General features: G+C 53.8%; 9 protein-coding genes and 1 pseudogene. 3 read left to right on the top strand and 7 right to left on the bottom strand.

The annotated features are described in order from the left end of the window. Positions 1-1,580 precede the first annotated feature (1,580 nt). From DSL70_RS21930 to rfaE1, 7 genes and pseudogenes are all read right to left on the bottom strand, one after another. On the bottom strand, positions 1,581-4,388 hold the full coding sequence (locus DSL70_RS21930; protein WP_162916997.1) for a beta strand repeat-containing protein: 2,808 nt from the start codon (positions 4,386-4,388) through the stop codon (positions 1,581-1,583). Between the two features lie 1,082 nt (positions 4,389-5,470). Beyond that, positions 5,471-6,292: a hypothetical protein gene (locus DSL70_RS21925; RefSeq protein ID WP_162916995.1), complete on the bottom strand. Its 822-nt coding sequence runs from the start codon at positions 6,290-6,292 to the stop codon at positions 5,471-5,473. A gap of 281 nt (positions 6,293-6,573) precedes the next feature. Further along, a complete protein-coding gene (gene cysC / locus DSL70_RS21920) occupies positions 6,574-7,392 on the bottom strand; it encodes an adenylyl-sulfate kinase (RefSeq protein WP_245418315.1) in 819 nt (272 codons plus the stop codon). 225 nt (positions 7,393-7,617) lie between these two features. Next, a pseudogene (locus DSL70_RS21915) lies at positions 7,618-8,001 on the bottom strand (phosphoadenosine phosphosulfate reductase domain-containing protein); the annotation flags it as partial. Positions 8,002-8,150: 149 nt separating this feature from the next. Beyond that, the gene (locus DSL70_RS21910) at positions 8,151-9,239 is read right to left on the bottom strand and encodes an AGE family epimerase/isomerase (RefSeq protein ID WP_119310118.1); all 1,089 of its coding nucleotides are present in this window, start codon (positions 9,237-9,239) and stop codon (positions 8,151-8,153) included. Next, entirely contained in the window at positions 9,239-9,796 is a 558-nt protein-coding gene (locus tag DSL70_RS21905; RefSeq protein WP_245418314.1) for a D-glycero-alpha-D-manno-heptose-1,7-bisphosphate 7-phosphatase, read from the bottom strand. Before DSL70_RS21905 ends, DSL70_RS21910 begins: the two co-directional genes overlap by 1 nt. Beyond that, the gene (rfaE1, locus tag DSL70_RS21900; protein ID WP_119310117.1) at positions 9,793-11,280 is read right to left on the bottom strand and encodes a D-glycero-beta-D-manno-heptose-7-phosphate kinase; all 1,488 of its coding nucleotides are present in this window, start codon (positions 11,278-11,280) and stop codon (positions 9,793-9,795) included. The genes DSL70_RS21905 and rfaE1 overlap by 4 nt, the downstream gene beginning before the upstream one ends. Before the next feature lie 309 nt (positions 11,281-11,589). On the opposite strand from rfaE1, the gene DSL70_RS21895 reads away from it, so the two are divergent. The 3 genes from DSL70_RS21895 (at position 11,590) to DSL70_RS21885 (ending at position 17,721) form a co-directional block, all read left to right on the top strand. Further along, complete coding sequence (locus tag DSL70_RS21895; protein WP_119310122.1) at positions 11,590-13,680, top strand: tetratricopeptide repeat-containing sulfotransferase family protein; 2,091 nt, start codon at positions 11,590-11,592, stop codon at positions 13,678-13,680. Then, positions 13,677-14,828, top strand: a complete 1,152-nt coding sequence (locus DSL70_RS21890) for a glycosyltransferase family 9 protein (protein ID WP_119310116.1) — start codon at positions 13,677-13,679, stop codon at positions 14,826-14,828. Before DSL70_RS21895 ends, DSL70_RS21890 begins: the two co-directional genes overlap by 4 nt. A 169-nt stretch (positions 14,829-14,997) precedes the next feature. Continuing rightward, positions 14,998-17,721, top strand: a complete 2,724-nt coding sequence (locus tag DSL70_RS21885) for an autotransporter outer membrane beta-barrel domain-containing protein (protein ID WP_162916993.1) — start codon at positions 14,998-15,000, stop codon at positions 17,719-17,721. Positions 17,722-17,948: the final 227 nt, after the last annotated feature.

The following is a 17,948-nucleotide window of genomic DNA, read 5'->3' as shown; positions in this document are numbered from 1 at the left end:
TGCCTTGTATGATCTCGATAACCAATGCGGATTTCCGCTTTGCTGTCCAACGTTTGATCTTATCGTCCATGGTCGTACTCATCGCTATTTTCCTTACCTATAGCATGAGCAGAATTTCAATGGGTCAATACAGAACAGCGGTTACAGTGCTGTCTGGGTTGATTTCTTTGAAAGCTTTGGCAACTAATTGCTCCATACCATCCAGATAAGCCCGAAAACCGACCCCTAAGCCCTTTCACACCTCTTCTTTGGAAATACTTTCTTCAGATATGGCTATGCTTCCTTTCTAATTTTAACAACGATGGTGAATAATAAAGGAAAAACAGAAATACTTCCAAAAATAGAAGTAAAGCTAAAAAATAAATTTATGTAAGCAGAATTTTCAAATCCAAATATTTTTATGAGAATTGAATAAGCATAGTTTTTTAGCGTAATGTCATTTAAATATGAATATAATCCAAAATATAAAAATATAAAAATATAAATATAGAAAAAACAGAAGCAAAAATTAAAAATCTCAACAATCCATTTCTATTATTTTCTTTCACAGTTATTCCTATTTCATAAAAATCATACAAACTACAAATGTATCCAATTGGAATAATAATTGAAAAAATAGAAAAACCTATAGTTAATATTTTAAATTCCAACTCATTAAATCGAATAATTTTTTAGTAATATATAGCGTTTTCAAAAACATAAACAAAAATAAATTTATGTAATAAATATAAAATCTATCTTTAATTAATTTTTAATATTTATCTCTATTCTTAATGTAACAAAATCTTGCATAAAATACGCAGATACAAACAGATAAAAATACTGAGATATGCGATGAAACAGAGTTGCTAACACCGACCCAAAAAAGAGAAATTGCATTTAGAATGCTGCATAATGTGTAATATATTACTATTTCTTTTGTAAAATCAAATTTAACAATCATAAAATTTCACAATTTTCTCTAACTAAAATCATTCAACAAACATAAATACAAATACAATATTACATCACAATTTATATCTATTATTTTACGAGACTTCTAAATTGTTACGCGCTCAATTTGAAACTTTCAAATTCGATAATGCCGCATTCTAGTTCTTCTCTAGTCTTGTAATTTAGGGGGCTTTCTTGCAGAACTCGACCCAATGGTCAAAATTAGCCAAGAAATATTACCGCTTGTCAAATATTTCGGAAACAACCGTAATTGGACGCCAGCCTCCTTTTGGGCTTTGAGTTTCGCGTCGACTTCTTCAGATACCTTGGCCCAAAGAGCCAACCCTAACACTTATGTCGATGGCGTTGATTTAAGGGTTCTATCGTAGCAGATCAGAAAATTCGGTCCAGCCGCAACGGTGCGAGCCCGCTCTATGAGAACGGTGTCATTGTTGCAGATCAAAAATTGTTGCGCATCGCTCGAATGTCCGTAATGGGGGAGCAGCTTTGCAGCATATGGACGTCAGCGAACGGCAGCTTTGGGCCGCCTATCGGCTGAATTTGCCCCTATAGAACGATCATCTCCGCACTTCGGAAGACCGACCAGCAAGGATCAATAAACCGCGACCACTTTGCGCGCTTAGGTCTCAGAACACGAAACGGGCCTTGAGGGAGGCGGCAACGCCTTCGCGCTTGCCAAGATAGCCCTGAATGCCAAAGTCGAACGCGAAGGGACTGCCCTCGGACGGACGGACACTCACCCCGATCTCGCCAATGCCGGTGGTGCCTTCAAAGCTCGGGGCTTCGATGGGCAGACCGCTAGTGAAGGCCTTTGCTTCACCTTCGAATTCGTGCTCTAGCGCCATGCCTGTATAGAAAGCGACCAGGTCCGACCAGTCGTAGCTCACGCGTGCGCCAACCCTGACGCGGCTCGAAATCACATCATCGAAGGTGATGTTGTCACCTGCTGCAAGGGTCACGCTGTCGCCGCCCTGATGGCTGAGGAAATACTTGCCAAAGACGTCGATGGTCGTCTGTTCTCCAAGCGACCAGACATAACCTGCACCAAGATGCATGCCGAAGTAGGCGGCCTCAGTCTCGTAGCCGGCCGCAAGACCAGAGGTTGCTACATAACTGTTGCTGATCTGTCCCGCGCGCAGGCTACCCTCGACATAGCCATGCCCGATGGCCTCTTCGGCCAGATCAAAGCGCCCCAGAAAGCCTCCTCCGATATAGTGGCTGTTGCCCTTGCCTAGCACGATTGTTCCGGCTGCGTTGTTGTATGTCGCATAATCGCCGCGGCCATATTCGCCAAAAGCCCCCAGCATGAGCTGACCAGCCTCGAAATTGGCGTCCCCCGCGACACCCATCATCACGGAGATGCTGTCCACATCAATGTGAGAGCCAGTGTGGAAGCGGCTGCTGCTGCCGGAGAGCGCTCCAAAGCCCGCACCGTTCGTGCCTGCGCCATCAGCGGCGGCTCTGGCTTCGTTGATGCCTTCGTTGGCGATGGTGTCAGAGCTCTGGTTGAGGAGGACCGAGCTGGCGGCAAACCCTTCAGACAGGGACTTGCTTTCTTCGCTGGCGCTCTCGGATGCAATCGTTGCGACCAGGCTGTTGGTGGCAGAGACAGTTTCGAGATCGACCCCATATTTTCGAGTTGCGCCTGCACTGATGCTGGCGTTTTCCTGAGTAAGATTGTCGGTCGTGAGGGTGCCGGAGCTGGTCACCAGCGTGATCTCGTCGCCAATGGTGAAGGACGCCTCACCACTGACGCCGACTTCGACGGAACTGTCGGATAGATCAGCCGTGCCGAGGACCTGCAAAAGAGGGTTGGAAGTATCTGATGCCAACAGGTTTGCTGATGTACCAGAAAAGCCGACTGCTGCGCCATTGGTCACAAGATCGCCATCCCAGACAGCGGATGCACTTGTAGCCTGAATGGTCAGGTCAGAGGTGTTGGCAAGTGCGAAATGCCCGTTCGCGGATAAGGTTGTCTCGCCATAAAGCTCAAGTGCCGATGCGGCAAGATCGCTCTGAAGCGACAGCGCGCCGGACCGCAATGACACAGAGCCGAGAGACGTGCTTCCGTTGTCCAGTATCAGAGTTCCCGATCCGGCCTTGGCGAGCTGACCGTCTCCGGCGAGAGCTATCGTCAGCGTGCCCGATCCATCGACTTCGAATATGGCGTTCTTGGCGACTGCGATACCAGTCGTTGTCGAAAGGCTCGAAAGAGCGCTCGACAGCGTGCCTTCCTCGATTGTTGTTGCACCGGTGTAGGTGTTAGACCCGCTGAGGGTCAGGGTCCCTGATCCGGTCTTTATGAGGTCTCCAGTGCCGCTGATCACGCTGGTGATCGTAACGTCATTTGCATAGGTGTTGAAAGTGGTGCCAGCCTCAGAGCTACCAGTCGGAGATGTGTCGATTGCTGTGGCGTCGATGGTGCCGCTGTAGCCTAAATTGATGAACTGAAAATTGGAAATGGTGCCGGAAGTGCTGACGGTCTGATCTAGGATTGACAGTGCATTGTCCGTAAAGCTGTCGTAGCCAGATCCAAAATCAGAGCCACCAACGATCGAGCTAACCTTGGCTGTTCCTGACAGAGAAATGCTATTCCCGGCTGTATTGCCAGCAAAGGATATGCCGCCATAGACGGTGCGCAACAATTCCCCCCCGGATATCACGACAGTGTTGTTTGTGGCAGCACCACCTTCAGCAAACGCAGCATAGATTTCTCCGGTAATCGTGCCGCCAGTGATGGTGATGCTGTTGCCTGTCGCGCCTTCTGACCCACCTGCATAGGCACCAATCACGGAGGTGTCCACAGTTCCGCCTGTGATGGTGACGCTGTTGCCTGTCGCTGCGCCAGTTGCCGAAGTTCCACCATATAAAGTGTGGGAAATCTGTCCGCCGTTGATTGTCACACTGTTGTTGATGGCATCTCCCGATTCAGCGACCCCGCCACTAATATCATCTTCGAAACGCCCCTTGTTAATGATTACGCTATTGGACACCGCGTCACCTGACACGGTATATCCGCCATAAATCCTTGAAAAAGCCCATCCATCATCAATGACTATGCTGTTGTTCTCGGTGTCACCGTTCTCCGAATAGCCACCATAAATCCGGCTGTCCAGCATGCCAGAGATCACGTTGATGCTGTTGTTGCGGACCGTCGTGCCTGTGCCATCAGACCAGCCACTGTAGACGTCTCCTTCCACCAGAACGGTGTCGATAGTCACGCTGTTGTTTTCGACGATGGTGCCTTCATCCGATGTGTAGGCACCATAGGTTCTTCCCCTCACATCTCCGTTGGGTCCCGTTACGGTGATGGAGTTGTCCGAGGCTACGTCGTCATGGTTTGATTGTGGGTCGCCACTATCCGTGCTGTTGCCAAAGACGTCTCCGACCAGCAGGTTTGTTATAGTAAAGTCACCCGCGTTCGCCTGCGACACAATAGCTGGGCATAAGGGGAATAGTGACAGGGCGATTGCTGTCCCTGCCATGAGGATTGAGCGGTGTTGGGGAAGGAAGTGTGAAGTGCGCTTGCTCACGCCTGCATGCTTGGAAGAAGCGAGGGAATGGGGCATGGCGCTAAACTTTCACTTGGTCTTTTGGGGCTTGGTCTTCAGAAGCATTCTTTTGCAAAACACTCTAACCTGAACTTATTTAGTTGAGGCATATGATTCGCAACGGGTCAAAACGTCGCCGATAGAAGCCGCGAGAAACCGAGATTGAAATATTTGATGCAACTGAGACAATGTGCTATGGACTTTCACTGCACCAAAGCTCTTAGTGGTCGTGCCACATCCCGGAACAAACTTGTTTTGATGATGGTGCCTGATATCTCAATTTCTGCACTACGGCCGTCATGATTGGCTCTTCAGAGAGGTCCGGGCCACGAAATGGCAGATACATCCATTGCCGATGTTGGCGGGTTGGCAATGCTGCATTCTACCTATATGTCAGCAAACGAGGAATGCGCTGCTGCGTCCATCACAACTCAGATGTCAGCTCTGGGCCGTGTTCACGCTGCAACTAGATGATATATTGTTGGAATTGTCTTCTTCTCCCAAGCAATCCTTATGGTTCAATAGATCTCGGTGATGATTAATGGTCACCGGACTTACAACTGCCATCAATATTGCCAATTCTGCGTATGCCATACTTCAGCGCGAAAAAGTTTTCGATCAACTGGAGCTGCGCATTGATGAAGGGTGGGACATGCGCGCTCATAAAGCGTATTTGTTGCAACGCTCGAGATGGTTCTGAGCGAATTCAATAAGAGGGATCACATTGAAGATGTACCTCCCATCGAGCCTGCAAAATAATTTTGTATGTCTGCTTTGAATAGTGCACCGCGTCAGGGAATATCGAAGCCGAACGTCAGGAAAGGGTCGCGATTGCTATTTAGAAGTCTAGATGAACACCCTTAAATATTGGAGCGGTACATCAGTCCGGTTCGAGCCCATATGGGACGTTGGAAATACAGGAGGTCTCTTACAAACTTCAATTGAAGTACCACGATTTCGACTAATCACTTCTTGCTTTCGTTGAGGCCAATAGTGGTGTTTCTGTCAATAGACTGTAGTGCGTAATCGAATAAAAGAACCCCGTTCAAACCGTCGACAAATCCGGCTTCTGTCTTCCATCCATGGGCGTGAAGATGACGGGCTGAGCTAGCCCCATCGTTTTCTAGTTCCATGGGATCAAAACTGGCGAAGCACTTTTTGAGCCGGTTAGTGAATTCAGCAGCCACGACCCATTCGCTACGAGGAAGCTGGTCTTCATATAAAAGCTTCTTCTCCGGATGCTCTTCTCTAACAATCTTATTCAATTCTGTGCTCTGAAAGCTTATCCTCTCGCGTGGTTTAGCCTTCCCCTCCCATTCTTTCTTCCAGATCGGATCAGCAAGAAGCATTTTGTCCCTCAACAATGCCTCCAGCTCGGGATAGATAGATCTGCAAACTGGGATATAAGCCCCAATTGCTTGGCATTTAAGAATTTGAATGTATCTTTCTTTCCTATTATTATTGTCTAGATGAGCAGGAAACCTGTCGCAAAGATACTCTTGAACGGCGTTCCACTTGTGCCTGACGTCATCGATTGAAAAATCGGAACCAAATAATTCGGTATACATCGGGTGGAAGAATGAACCAGCACGCTCAATCGACTGGATTTTCCTGTAGAACGACGATTGCAGCAGTTCCTTAAAACCTGTTTCCATTGATCTCATGAAACGATCGACTGCAGAATTGGGTTGTCTGAGTTGGTCGATGAGCTTTTGGGTTTTCCTATTCGTCTCTTCAAGCTGGTTCAGCATGGCCTTCGTTTCAGGTGACAGGTCGAATTGCATCATTTCCCCCAAAATTAGATGTGTGCCGTCGGTAATCGATAATAGGTTGACCTTGCAGATGGTTGCAACATTTCGCCAAAGGCAGCTTCGTCCGCATTGCTGAAATCCAAAGGACGTGAAAGCTGTGAGATACACCAATATCCATTTTAAAAAAGGCTATTTAGGGTGGAACATCATCACTAGGAGCCGGGTCCCTGTCGCATGATACTGCAAACAACCAGCCCGCAGGGCCAAAGCCCAAGATAGCGTCTTGGCAACCAATCAGAGTTTTTGTGACAGCCCCATCAGAAATCCCCGTCTCCGATCTCACCAGTCTCGATATAATGGACACTGGCGTTCGCCGCCTCTTCAGCGGTCACGGTATCGACCCGCATCTCAGGGGAGACGGCAGTTTCATAGGGGACATTGATGCCGGTGAAATTAGCAATCTTGCCCGTCCGAACCCGGGCATAGAGGCCATTGACGTCTCGTTCTTCGCAAACCGCCAGCGGTGAGTCGACAAAGATCTCGATGAACTCTCCCTCCTTCAGCAGCTCTCTCACCATGGCCAGCTCGGCCGCATGGTGTGAGATGAAAGACGTGAGCACGATCAGTCCTGCTTCGACCATCAGCCTTGCCACCTCCCCGATACGGAGGATATTTTCCACACGGTTGATATCCGCAAAGCCCAGATCGCCGTTGAGTCCGTGCCGGACATTGTCGCTATCGAGCACATAGGTGTGCTGCCCGTCCCCATGCAGGCGCTGTTCCTCCAGATTGGCGATTGTCGACGTTCCCAAGCCCGACAGGCCGGTGAACCACAGCACCTTCGGGGTTTGATGCTTGAGCGATGCCCGCGCGCCCTTGTCAACATCGACCGCCTGCCAGTGGATATTCTCCGCACGCCTCAGACCGAATTTGACGAGCCCGGCTGCGACCGTCTGGTTGGAATAGCGGTCGATCAGGATGAAGGAGCCGGTGTTGCGGTTCTCCTCATAAGGAACCATTGCCAGAGGCTGCAACAAGGACAGATTGCGCAGGCAGATCTCATTAAGCTCCAGTATCTTGGCCGCCGTCTGGTGTCCTAGTTCGTTGACGTCTATCTTGTATTTGAGTACCGTCACGCTCGCCTGCACCTGCTGAGTGCCGAGCTTGAACAGTTATTGCTGCCCGGTGAGCAGATGCGTCTCGTCCATCCAGATCAGATGGGCAGCGATCTGGTCCGTAACAATCGGGCGTCGACCTTTGGCAACCAGCATGTCGCCCCCGCGCGATATCGATCTCGTCCTCAAGCGCGACGGTCACAGCCTCCCCTGCCCCGGCGCAGTCAAACGTTTCGTCCAGCGGTCATTGCGCCGAACCACAGATCGCTCGGCGGCAAAATAGAGCGACACGACGGGAATGTTTTCAAGCGCGATATAGTGCCAGATGTCCTGTTCAGCCCAGTTGGACCGCGGGAAGACACGGATGCTCTCGCATGGGTGGATGCGCGTATTGTAGAGGCTCCTTGGCTCGGACCGCGGCTTCCGGGGATCCCAGCAATGGTGCTCGTAGCGGAAGGCGATCATCTCGTGGAATTTCCTGGTGGTATCTACATGAAGCAGCGGAAACGGCAGGCGCGAGGGATAGAATTCTTTGCGCGCCAGATGAAGCATCACCATGCTGTCGTTGCCAACAGAGAAGAGCATCACCGGATTGCGGAATTCGGATGCAACCTCGCGAAGGATGTGAATGCTCTCATTCTCGAGCGTCTTGAGCTAGGAATCTGGCGCAATCATATGCTGTGAGCCCCCGAGTTTAGACTGCCGTCAACTAGACTAGTCCGGCTTTCGTCACAGTGATGGGCTGGTTGCAAAATTTTAAGCCCGCCCCCTTCAATCCCTTACTCGACGGCACAAACCGCACCGCAGATGTGGTAAAGTGAGCTTGCTGGCACGAAGGATGACGGCGACGAACCGTCCGGGTTTCGTCGATCCGCCCACAATCCTGTCCCGTCAATGACGAAACGGGCATTGAGGGCATGAAGGAAGTCGCGTGCGCGATTGTCCGCAGGATTGCCAATCAACGGAGAATTGGCGGCTTTGGCTGCCTCGGCATAGGTCCAGAGCCGGCTCGAAGCGTCAACGACCGTTCCCGATGCGGTGACGCGCTCGTAAATCCACAGGGCCTCCCCAACACCATTGGCTATTGCCGTATCCCAGAGCCCGCGACCGGGGTGGGCACTATCGGGCTGGCCCGAAAGCTGCGCAAAACGATCAAGCAGCCAGACCCATTCAAAATGGTGGCCCGGCTCGAAAATGACATCTGCCGCGGTCAGGGGCTGCCAGACGTCGTCGAAAAGCTCTGCCAGAACGGGCTGTGGTCCGCACAGGAAATGCTGACTCAGCAGCCCATGCAGTTTCTCGGCGCGCTCAAGATATCCGTTGCCCCCGGCGGCTTCATGCAGTGCAAGCAAGGCCTCAAACAGGTGCATGTGCGGATTTTGGCGCCGTGGGGCGTCGCATAACGGCAGGCTCTCCTTGTAGCCTCCGGTTTCAGGTGTTGCCATTGCCCCGTCGAGGAAAGCCAGTGTCTGGTCGGCCGCAGCAAGACACGCCCGATTGCCCGTTAGCTTATAAGCCTCGGCCAGTGCGAGCAGCACAAATGCGTGACTGTAAAGGTCGCGGCGATCATCTATCACGCGACCAGACCGATCTTTCGAAAAGGGATAGCCCGTTCCATCAGACTCAGACAGCAGCGAGGCGAGTGCCTCGTCGGCAATCGATCCAGCGCTTGCATGCCAGCCGTTCCGAGCCGCAACACACATCACCCAGATTTGCCGAGCCTGCACCATGGTCCGGCGTGGCATGTCCAAAAGCGGTCGCCCGGCAAAATCCAGGCCCTCGACAAAACTGCGACTTTGCCGATCCCATCCTGCCTCAATCCATAGCGGCAGGGCCAGCTCGCGAAACCATTGGCCAGCAGACGTCATCAAGCTCCGCCTCCCGTGTAATCCCGCTCCACGATACCCATGACGAAATCCAGCAACGAACCGCCTGAATACAAATATCCGCGAACATCGGCGGCAGCCGCAGCCGCCAGATCCGTTTCCCTGTCGCCGACAAGGAAGCTGTCGCGTCGTGATGTGGGAAAGCGCTCCATCAGACCGAGTAACATGCCAGCATGCGGCTTGCGGCAAGAGCAATCAACCCGATAGCGTTCGATGATTCCTTCAGGATGGTGAGGACAGTAGACGAAGGCATCGATACGCGTACCGGCCCGATGCAGGACACCTTGCATGGTTTCATGCAGCGCATCCACTTCAGTTTCCGAATAAAATCCACGGGCTATGCCGGACTGGTTGGACACGACGAAAACGCGATAGCCCTTCGCCTGCAGATAGGCAACCGCTTCCACTGCCTGCGGCATCCACACTAACCGCTCGGTCTCGTGCAGATAGCCGATATCCTGATTTAAAACCCCGTCCCGGTCGAGGAAGGCCGCCGGTTTTTCTTCAGGCAGGAAGTCGTTTGATGGCACCAGCGTCACCCGTTTTCCGAAGACTGTGCAGCTGATATCGAAGCGATGATACCCGTTGTGCTGACCTCTGGCAAAAGATCGATCAAACAGACGCGTCCGCCCCTGGCCTCGACCACCTCGCGCCCGACCACATCTTCAAGTCTGTAGTCGGCGCCTTTGAAAAGCATATCCGGCGCAAGGCGTGTGATCAGGGATAGCGGCGTATCCTCCTCGAAAAGGACAACGGCGTCGACCATTTGCAGTGCGGCAAGCACTGCCGCTCTCGCAGAACCCGATTGGATCGGCCGCTTTGGTCCCTTGAGGCGAGAGACAGAAGCATCGCTATTGAGCCCGACGATCAGGCGATCACATTGCGCCCGGGCTGTGGCCAAAAGCGCAATGTGGCCTTCATGCAGGAGATCAAAGCAACCGTTGGTAAAGCCGACCACCATTCCCTTTTCCTGCCAGGCGCGCACAACGGTCTGAGCGTGAGAAGCATCCGTCAGAATGCTGGCTGCGATATCGATGTGTGGCCGCTGAAGGAAAGCTGCGCGCAATTCGTTGGCTGTGACTTCGCCGGTGCTGGGCTTGCCGACCGCGATACCTGCGGCGGCATTGGCGAGGCGGGTGGAATGGAAAAAGCCTGCGCCCGCAGCCAGAGCAAGAGAGAAAGTCGCTGCGACTGTGTCTCCCGCTCCCGACACATCTGCGACACGGCTCGCCTCCGCCGGGTATGAAGCGAACTTGCCTTCACGTGTCACAACCGTGACGCCGTGCGCGCCACAGGTCACCAGCAATGCCTCGCTGTCCGCCTCCCTTATAAGACGTTGGGCTGCCGACACGATCGAGGCTTCGTCTTGCAGTGCCGGGACTTGAGCCGCGGCCATGAGCTCTCCCATATTCGGGGTCAAGACGGAGGCCCCGGCATAACGCGCAAAGACAGCGCTTTTGGGATCAACGATCACAGGCTTTCCGAGGCCTCGGGCGTCTGCGATGACAGTTTGCAACACACGATCGCCGAGGACGCCCTTCGCGTAATCCGACAACACGACCGCATCCGCCATGGGCAGGCTCTTGCGCGCCGCCTCGATCACCAGATCCTCGAGTTCCGGTGTGATCGAGTGGACATCCTCGGAATCTGCCCGCAGCAAATGGGTGGAGTGGAGCGTCGCCACAAAGCGCATCTTGAGAGTCGTGCGGCGTTGTGGATCCCGGATCAAATGCGCTCTGATCGCCGGGTTGGCAGCAAGAAGGCCGGATAGATTTTCGGCCGCTTCATCGTCTCCGACAACGCCTATCAGGTCGCATATGGCACCGAGGGCCGCGATATTTTGCGCGACGTTCGCGGCTCCGCCAGCCCGCTCCTGCTGGTTATCCATGGATATGATCGGAACAGGTGCCTCCGGCGAAACGCGCCGTACCTCACCATAGATGAAGCGATCAAGCATGACATCGCCGATCACCAACAGTCGGAGTGTTTCAAACGCGTCTATGGCAGTATCAAGTGAGATCATGTGGAACCTCGGAACTACCCGTATCACCATGCGCGAAAATTTTTTGCAGAGTCGCCCGTCACGGGATTTTGGATAGTCTATAGCTGGCGCATAAGGGCCATGCAACGGGATCTCCACCGAAATGAATGACGCTGCTGGTCAGTGTCTTCCTGCACGGGCGAGGCAGCTCCCATGACCATAGGATTATCCACAAATTGGTTTGGAAAACCATTGAAGACGTGCGAAGAATTGCGCTGCACAGCCATTGCCGAAACCTTGGGGACAGTCAGGCTCCTTTCGTCAGGCTGAACAATGGAATTGATGACGCTCATGGCTCGTAAAACCTTGCCCGCCTCCCCGGATTCGACCATGACCGTTGTCGATGCGCTCGAGCGCGCCAACGCTCACTGGAATGCAGGACAGTTGGAGCAGGCCGAATCCTTGTGCCAACGTGTGTTGGCCGTGCTGCCCGACCAACCGGACGCGCTGCATATTCTCGGGCTGATTGCCCATACCTGTGGCAATCTCGATCTGGCCATAGGGCATTTACGTAAGGCCTGTCTTTCTCCTCGAGTCCCGGCGCTCTATCTCAGCAATCTGGCCGAGATGTGCCGACAGAAAGGTGCGCTTTCCAATGCCGAGGACGCCGCGAGGCGTGCGGTTGCGCTCGATGCAGGGCTGGTGCAGGCGTGGGGCAATCTGGGCATTATCCTGCAGGAGATGGGACAACTCGAGGAGAGCGCGGCCTGTCTCGAACGCGTTGTCGCCGCGCAGCCTGAAGCTGCAACCGCCCATAACAATCTCGCCAATACCTATAGCCGCTTGGGATCACTGGAAAAAGCGCGCGCCCATTACATGCGGGCGCTGGAGCTGCGGCCCGATTATGCGGAAGCACAAAGCAATCTTGCCAGTCTTTTAAATCAGCTTGGCCAGTTTGAGGCGGCAGCCGAAGCGGCTCGCCTTGCTATCGATCTCGATCCCCGACTGGCTGATGCCTATGTCAATCTGGCAGGGGCCGAGATGAACCGCATGCGTCTGGGGGAGGCGCTGCGCTGGGTCGAGGCGCTGCTCTCCTTCTCGCCGCTGCATGGAGGCGGTTTGGCAGCCAAGGCCCGGATCCTGTGGCAGCTCGACCTCATGGATGATGCGCTCGCCACTGCGCGACGGGCAGTGGCGGCCAGTCCTCAAAGTTCGGATACGCACAATGTGCTGGGGCAGATTCTACAGGCCATGGATTTTGGCAACGAAGCTCTCGCAGCATTCGACAAGGCTGCCAGCCTACCTGGCCTACCAGTGGCCGCGTTGGCCAACCGCGCGGCGGCGTTGATGGAGCAAGGCGCGATGGACGCCGCGCTTGCCGGGTTTGATGCCGTGATCGCGAACCATCCCCGCCATGTTAGGTCCTGGGCCAATCGTGTCGACCTGAAACGCTTTGCTGCGGACGATCCCGATATCGATCGAATGGAAACCCTGCTGACGACGACCTCCGATTTCAACGACCAGATCGCACTTCATTTTGCCCTTGGAAAGGCCCATCTCGACGCGGGACAATCAGGCAGTGCCTTTGCGCATTTCAATGAAGGCAACCGCATGAAGCGCTCCACTTTTGCGCTTGACATCAAGGCATCCGGTCGCTGGATGCGTGAGATCGCCGACACCTTTTCGCAATCAGCCCTTGAGCATCTCGCCGGTCAGGGACATCCATCGGATATGCCGATATTCGTGCTGGGGATGCCACGGTCGGGAACCTCGCTGATCGAACAGATTCTTGCCTCCCATCCGGATGTGCGCGGTGCCGGTGAACTGTTGACGATGAACAGGCTGGCCAGCAATCTACCCGGCTATCCTGAAGGTGCCACGGGTCTGACCGGGGAGCAGCTTCGGCAGATGGGGGAGGTTTACTTGGCAAGACTTGCTCCTCTTGCCAAAGGGCGACGCCATGTGATCGACAAGATGCCAGCCAACTTCATGCATGCAGGGCTGATCCGGCTAGTCTTCCCTCAGGCACGGATCATCCACTGTCGCCGCGATGCCATCGATACATGCCTGTCCTGTTATACGAGATTGTTCACGACGGAGCAGCGCTTCACATACGACCTTGCCGAGTTGGGCCAGTTCTATCTCGACTATCAGAGCCTGACGGACCATTGGAGAGCGGTTCTGCCAGCTTCGCATTTCATCGAGGTCGACTATGAGGCTGTGGTCGATGATCTGGAAGGTCAAGCGCGCCAGTTGCTCGCAGCACTCAACTTGCCCTGGGACGATCACTGTCTCGCCTTCCACAAGACATCCCGCATCGTCCGAACAGCAAGTGCAACGCAGGTGCGCCAACCCATCTACAAAAGCTCGGTTGGCCGTTGGAAAAGCTACGCGAAACATTTGCAGCCATTGCTCAACGTCCTTGAACGGTCCACATCATGACGTTGGAGAATATGGAACTGGACCAGAAGCTCGAGCTGTTGATGAAGGAACAGCGCCACGAAGAGGCGGAAATTCTGCTACGCCAACAACTGGCGACGGGCACAGGCCCCTTGTCGCTGTGGCAGAATCTGGCTCGCGTGATCCGGGCGCAGGGTCGAATAGCCGAGGCGCGCGATTTGCAGCAGCAGATTGTCGACGCTTTTCCCGGCGACACTGTTGCGCGTTTCGACCTTGCCGAGAGCTTGCTGTTGCTCGGCGACTTCGCGCGCGGTTGGAAAGAGTATCGGTGGAGGTATCAACAGCCCCACACCCACAGCTTCGAACGCAGAGTGCAACACCCGCGCTGGAACGGGTCGCCGATACCCGGCAAGACCCTGCTGATCCACGATGAACAAGGATTCGGTGACAGCCTGCAGTTTCTGCGTCTGGTATCGAGAGCCAAGACCCTCAGTGGAGCAAATATCCTTCTCGAGGTGACGCCGCCCCTCTTGCCGATCGCCTCGAGAATGGGGTGCTTTGATGCGATTGCCAGCCGTGGCGATCTCCTTCCCGCTTTCGACATGCATTGCGAACTGATGTCGCTACCCTTCGTCACCAAACTGGCCATCGATGATCTGCCGGGCCCCGTGCCCTATCTGAGCCCCGATCCGGAACGGGTGGCCTTCTGGCGCAAGCGGCTCGAATGGCTGCCGCGCCCTTTGGTTGCGCTCGTTTGGGCAGGCAATCCCTCTCACGCGAACGACGCCAATCGCTCCATGCAGCTGTCGGAATTGGCACCGCTTGCCTCGCTTGGTCTGACCTTCGTTGCGGTGCAGAAGGGACCTGCGGCCAAGCAGGCGGTGGGAGCGCCCGGCGGATTGAAGATTGAGTTGATCAACCGCGATATCAACGATTTCGATGACACTGCCGCAATCCTTGAAGTGGCGGATCTGCTTATCTCTGTGGATTCCGCGCCCGTGCATCTCGCCGGAGCTCTGGGTCGTCCAGCATGGGCTTTGCTGCCATTCGTGCCGGACTGGCGATGGCTGCTCGATCGAGACGACACACCCTGGTATCCGAGCCTGCGGCTGTTTCGACAGAAGAGACGTGGCGATTGGTCGACCGTTGTCTCGAAACTTTGTGATGCCCTTGCTGCATTTCGCGGATAGTTATCGAGGCGATCAGGGGCGCCATGAGCGCCGGATGCTTAGTTTGGAATTTTGCCAATTACCCGGCTAAGTAGAACCCCTTTGTCAGCAGATTTTCAGTTGAATGTCGAAGCGAAGCAATTGTCCAGCCACAACTTTTGGTTATAAAGTACTATCGGTGAGACGGCGAATGATTCCATCGGCTTTGTTTAAGGTATTCTCAGATAAAGCGATTCGCACTGCCGCATCCGCGATTCCATATCGTGTAGTCAATACAAAGCAGTCCTGCCGGGCTTGCCATTTTGGAAAGGGTCCGTTCGGTATGGAACGTGCACATCTGTTAAGTAGCGTCTCCCTTGTTGCAGTGTTGCTGAGTCTGAATAGCCCCGCTCCCGCTGAAGCTGCCTGTATTAATGTCGGCGGAACTGTGACTGTTGTCGGCTCGACAGGATGTGTCAACTGGTCCGGCGGCGATATGACCCTCATCAACTCGGGCACGCTATCGAGTTCGAGCGCGTCCGCGGTGACCGCCAGTGGTCTTGCAGAAACCCTTACAAATTCTGGTTTGCTTGCAGGAACTGGATTTGCGGGTCTTGAGAACACCAGCGACCGATTGGTGATGATCAACAATACTACGATTGTTGGCTCGAACGGCATCGCAAATAGTGGAACGATCAATTCTCTGACCAACAATTCTGGTGCAACGATCAACGGTGTTAACTTCGGGATATATAACAGCGGCACCATTAGCGCACTGACCAATAGCGGCACGATCTCCGGTGGCACCGCTGCAATTTTCATCGCAGACACTGGTACGCTCGATACGATCAGCAATCTCGGTGTGATCGCGGGCAACATCGAAAACCAGTCCGCCAATGACCTCGCCATCACCGGCGGGGCAACGACGATTGTCGGGACCATCACGGGCAGCAGCGGCGGCATTGGTTCCGCTGATAAAGGTTTGCTCACAAGCTCCACCGCCGATTTCGTTCTGGATAGCGGGAACATTCTGCTTAACAGCGATGTCAGCGTCACCGGTCATGCTCTGGTCAACAATACCAACCTGACACTTGCGAACGCGCTTACGGTTACGGGGAGTGTACGCCAAGCAAGTGGCTCGATTTCCGGCGGGAGCTTTAATGCCTCGACCTCATTCCTGATGGAATCCGGTGAGGTTAGCAGTGTGCTGGCCGGTTCTGCGGAGCTTATAAAGAGCACGAACGGAATTGTGAGCCTTACCGGCACCAACACCTATACTGGCGCGACCACCATCGATGCCGGCACGCTCTTTGTAAACGGCTCGATTGCGAATTCTTCGAATGTAGCCATCTCCTCTGGCGCTACGCTCGGTGGTATCGGCACTGTCGGAAATGTTACGGTTGAGAATGGTGGTGTCATTTCCCCTGGTCTCGCCGATGCTGTCGGAACGCTCACTGTGTCCGGCGACCTGACCTTCCTGGCCGGATCAATCTATGCGCTCGACCTCACGACGAGCAGTTCCGATCTGCTTGATGTTTCAGGCACCGCCGATGTATCTGCAGGCAAGGTTTCCGTCACTGCACTCGATCCAGAGGCCAATTATCAGCAGGGCCAGACCTACACAATCCTTACCGCGGGTGCCGTAACTGGCGACTTCGACGAAACCGTAACAAACTCTGCGTTTCTCAAATACTATACCGAGGCCGACGGCAATACAATTAAGTTGACAATCGGAACCAAACCAAGCGCCTTCATCAAGGCAGCCGATACCACCACTCGTTATGCTGTTGCCAGTGCGCTCGACTCACTTGAGCAGACGGGCGCTTCGCTGGCGCTATATAACAGCTTGCTGGTGATGACTGATGACGAGGCACGAGAAGCCTTTGACCAGTTGACCGGTGACACCTATGCTGGCCAGCAGACTGCCATGGTGCAGAGTTCCGGTGCCGTCAACACGACAATCAACCGCCGCATTCGTACCGCCTTTGATGCTGTCGGTAGCGGTTCTGGCCCGGTCACCGGCTTCATCCAGCCTCTCGGATATGCCGAGGAAAAGCATAACGATCCAAACGGTCCCTTTGCCTCCTTCGAGGAAAAAGAGACGCCTGATGTCGCCGATCCGAACCGGTTCGCCCTCTGGGGATCAGGCTTTGGTTCCTGGGGTGCAAGTGACGGGTTGAATGGAGCTTCCGACACCGATACATCCACACGTGGTTTCCTGATCGGTGCCGATGGCATGATCACCGACACCTGGCGCGCTGGCCTCTTTGGCGGTTACAGCGCCTCCAGTTTCGACACCGATGATAGTGCCGGTCAGAGTGACAATTATCACATCGGTTCCTATGCCGGCACCAAGTTCGGTGCGGTCTCCTTCAGCTCGGGCCTCAGCTATACCTGGTATGATGTCAATACTATCCGCGCGGTGAGAGCACTTGGCCAAACGCTTTATGGCAGCTATGACGCATCAAGTCTCAATGCCTTTGGCGAGGTCTCCTACCGCATGGATATCGGAGGTTCGGCCCTCGAACCTTTTGCGGGTCTTGCCTATACCCATCTGAAGACAGATGGCTTTAGTGAAACGGGCGGCACGGCAACACTCACTGTCGATAGCTCAAGCATGGATACTGTCTACACAACGCTTGGCATGCGCGCTTCGCGTAATTTCGATCTTGGTGGCATTAAGACGCTGGTGCGTGGCTCTATCGGTTGGCAACATGCCTTTGGCGATGTGGACCCGATCTCGACCGCTCGCTTTGAGACCGGCAACAGCTTCAGTGTAACAAATACGCCAATCGATAAGGATACGGCCCAATTTGAAGCCGGATTTGACTTCCGCCTCGACAAGGGCGCTACATTGGGCATCGGCTATTCTGGCCAATTTGGCAAGAACGCCTACGACAATGGTTTCAACGCCAAGCTGCGTTTGCAGTTTTAACAAGGTTTGATGCATTCGGCGGCGTTCCAATTCTGCCGCCGCCGGATAGCCCCGGCTTGCCTTAAAAACGCTTTTGCCTCGTGTTCAAAGCTTTAATGGCTGTTGAATGTCACTGAGAACTGACCCGGTATGGAGTAAAATTGTCACTGAGAATTGACCCATGCGAACACTGGTTCCCGACGATTTCAGTCGGGGAGATTTGGAGTGATCGACATGGGATTTTTGAG

The organism is Cohaesibacter haloalkalitolerans (assembly GCF_003574655.1).
GTDB classification, from domain to species: domain Bacteria; phylum Pseudomonadota; class Alphaproteobacteria; order Rhizobiales; family Cohaesibacteraceae; genus Cohaesibacter; species Cohaesibacter haloalkalitolerans.
Note: the sequence above shows the minus strand (reverse complement) of the source record. Positions and strands in the feature narration are given on the sequence as shown.

Coding starts and splice junctions, on each gene's coding strand:
- DSL70_RS21925 (WP_162916995.1), bottom strand. CDS start 6,292: ATGATGCAATTCGACCTGTCACCTGAAACGAAGGCCATGCTGAACCAG.
- DSL70_RS21910 (WP_119310118.1), bottom strand. CDS start 9,239: ATGACGTCTGCTGGCCAATGGTTTCGCGAGCTGGCCCTGCCGCTATGG.
- rfaE1 (WP_119310117.1), bottom strand. CDS start 11,280: ATGATCTCACTTGATACTGCCATAGACGCGTTTGAAACACTCCGACTG.
- DSL70_RS21895 (WP_119310122.1), top strand. CDS start 11,590: ATGGCTCGTAAAACCTTGCCCGCCTCCCCGGATTCGACCATGACCGTT.
- DSL70_RS21890 (WP_119310116.1), top strand. CDS start 13,677: ATGACGTTGGAGAATATGGAACTGGACCAGAAGCTCGAGCTGTTGATG.
- DSL70_RS21885 (WP_162916993.1), top strand. CDS start 14,998: ATGATTCCATCGGCTTTGTTTAAGGTATTCTCAGATAAAGCGATTCGC.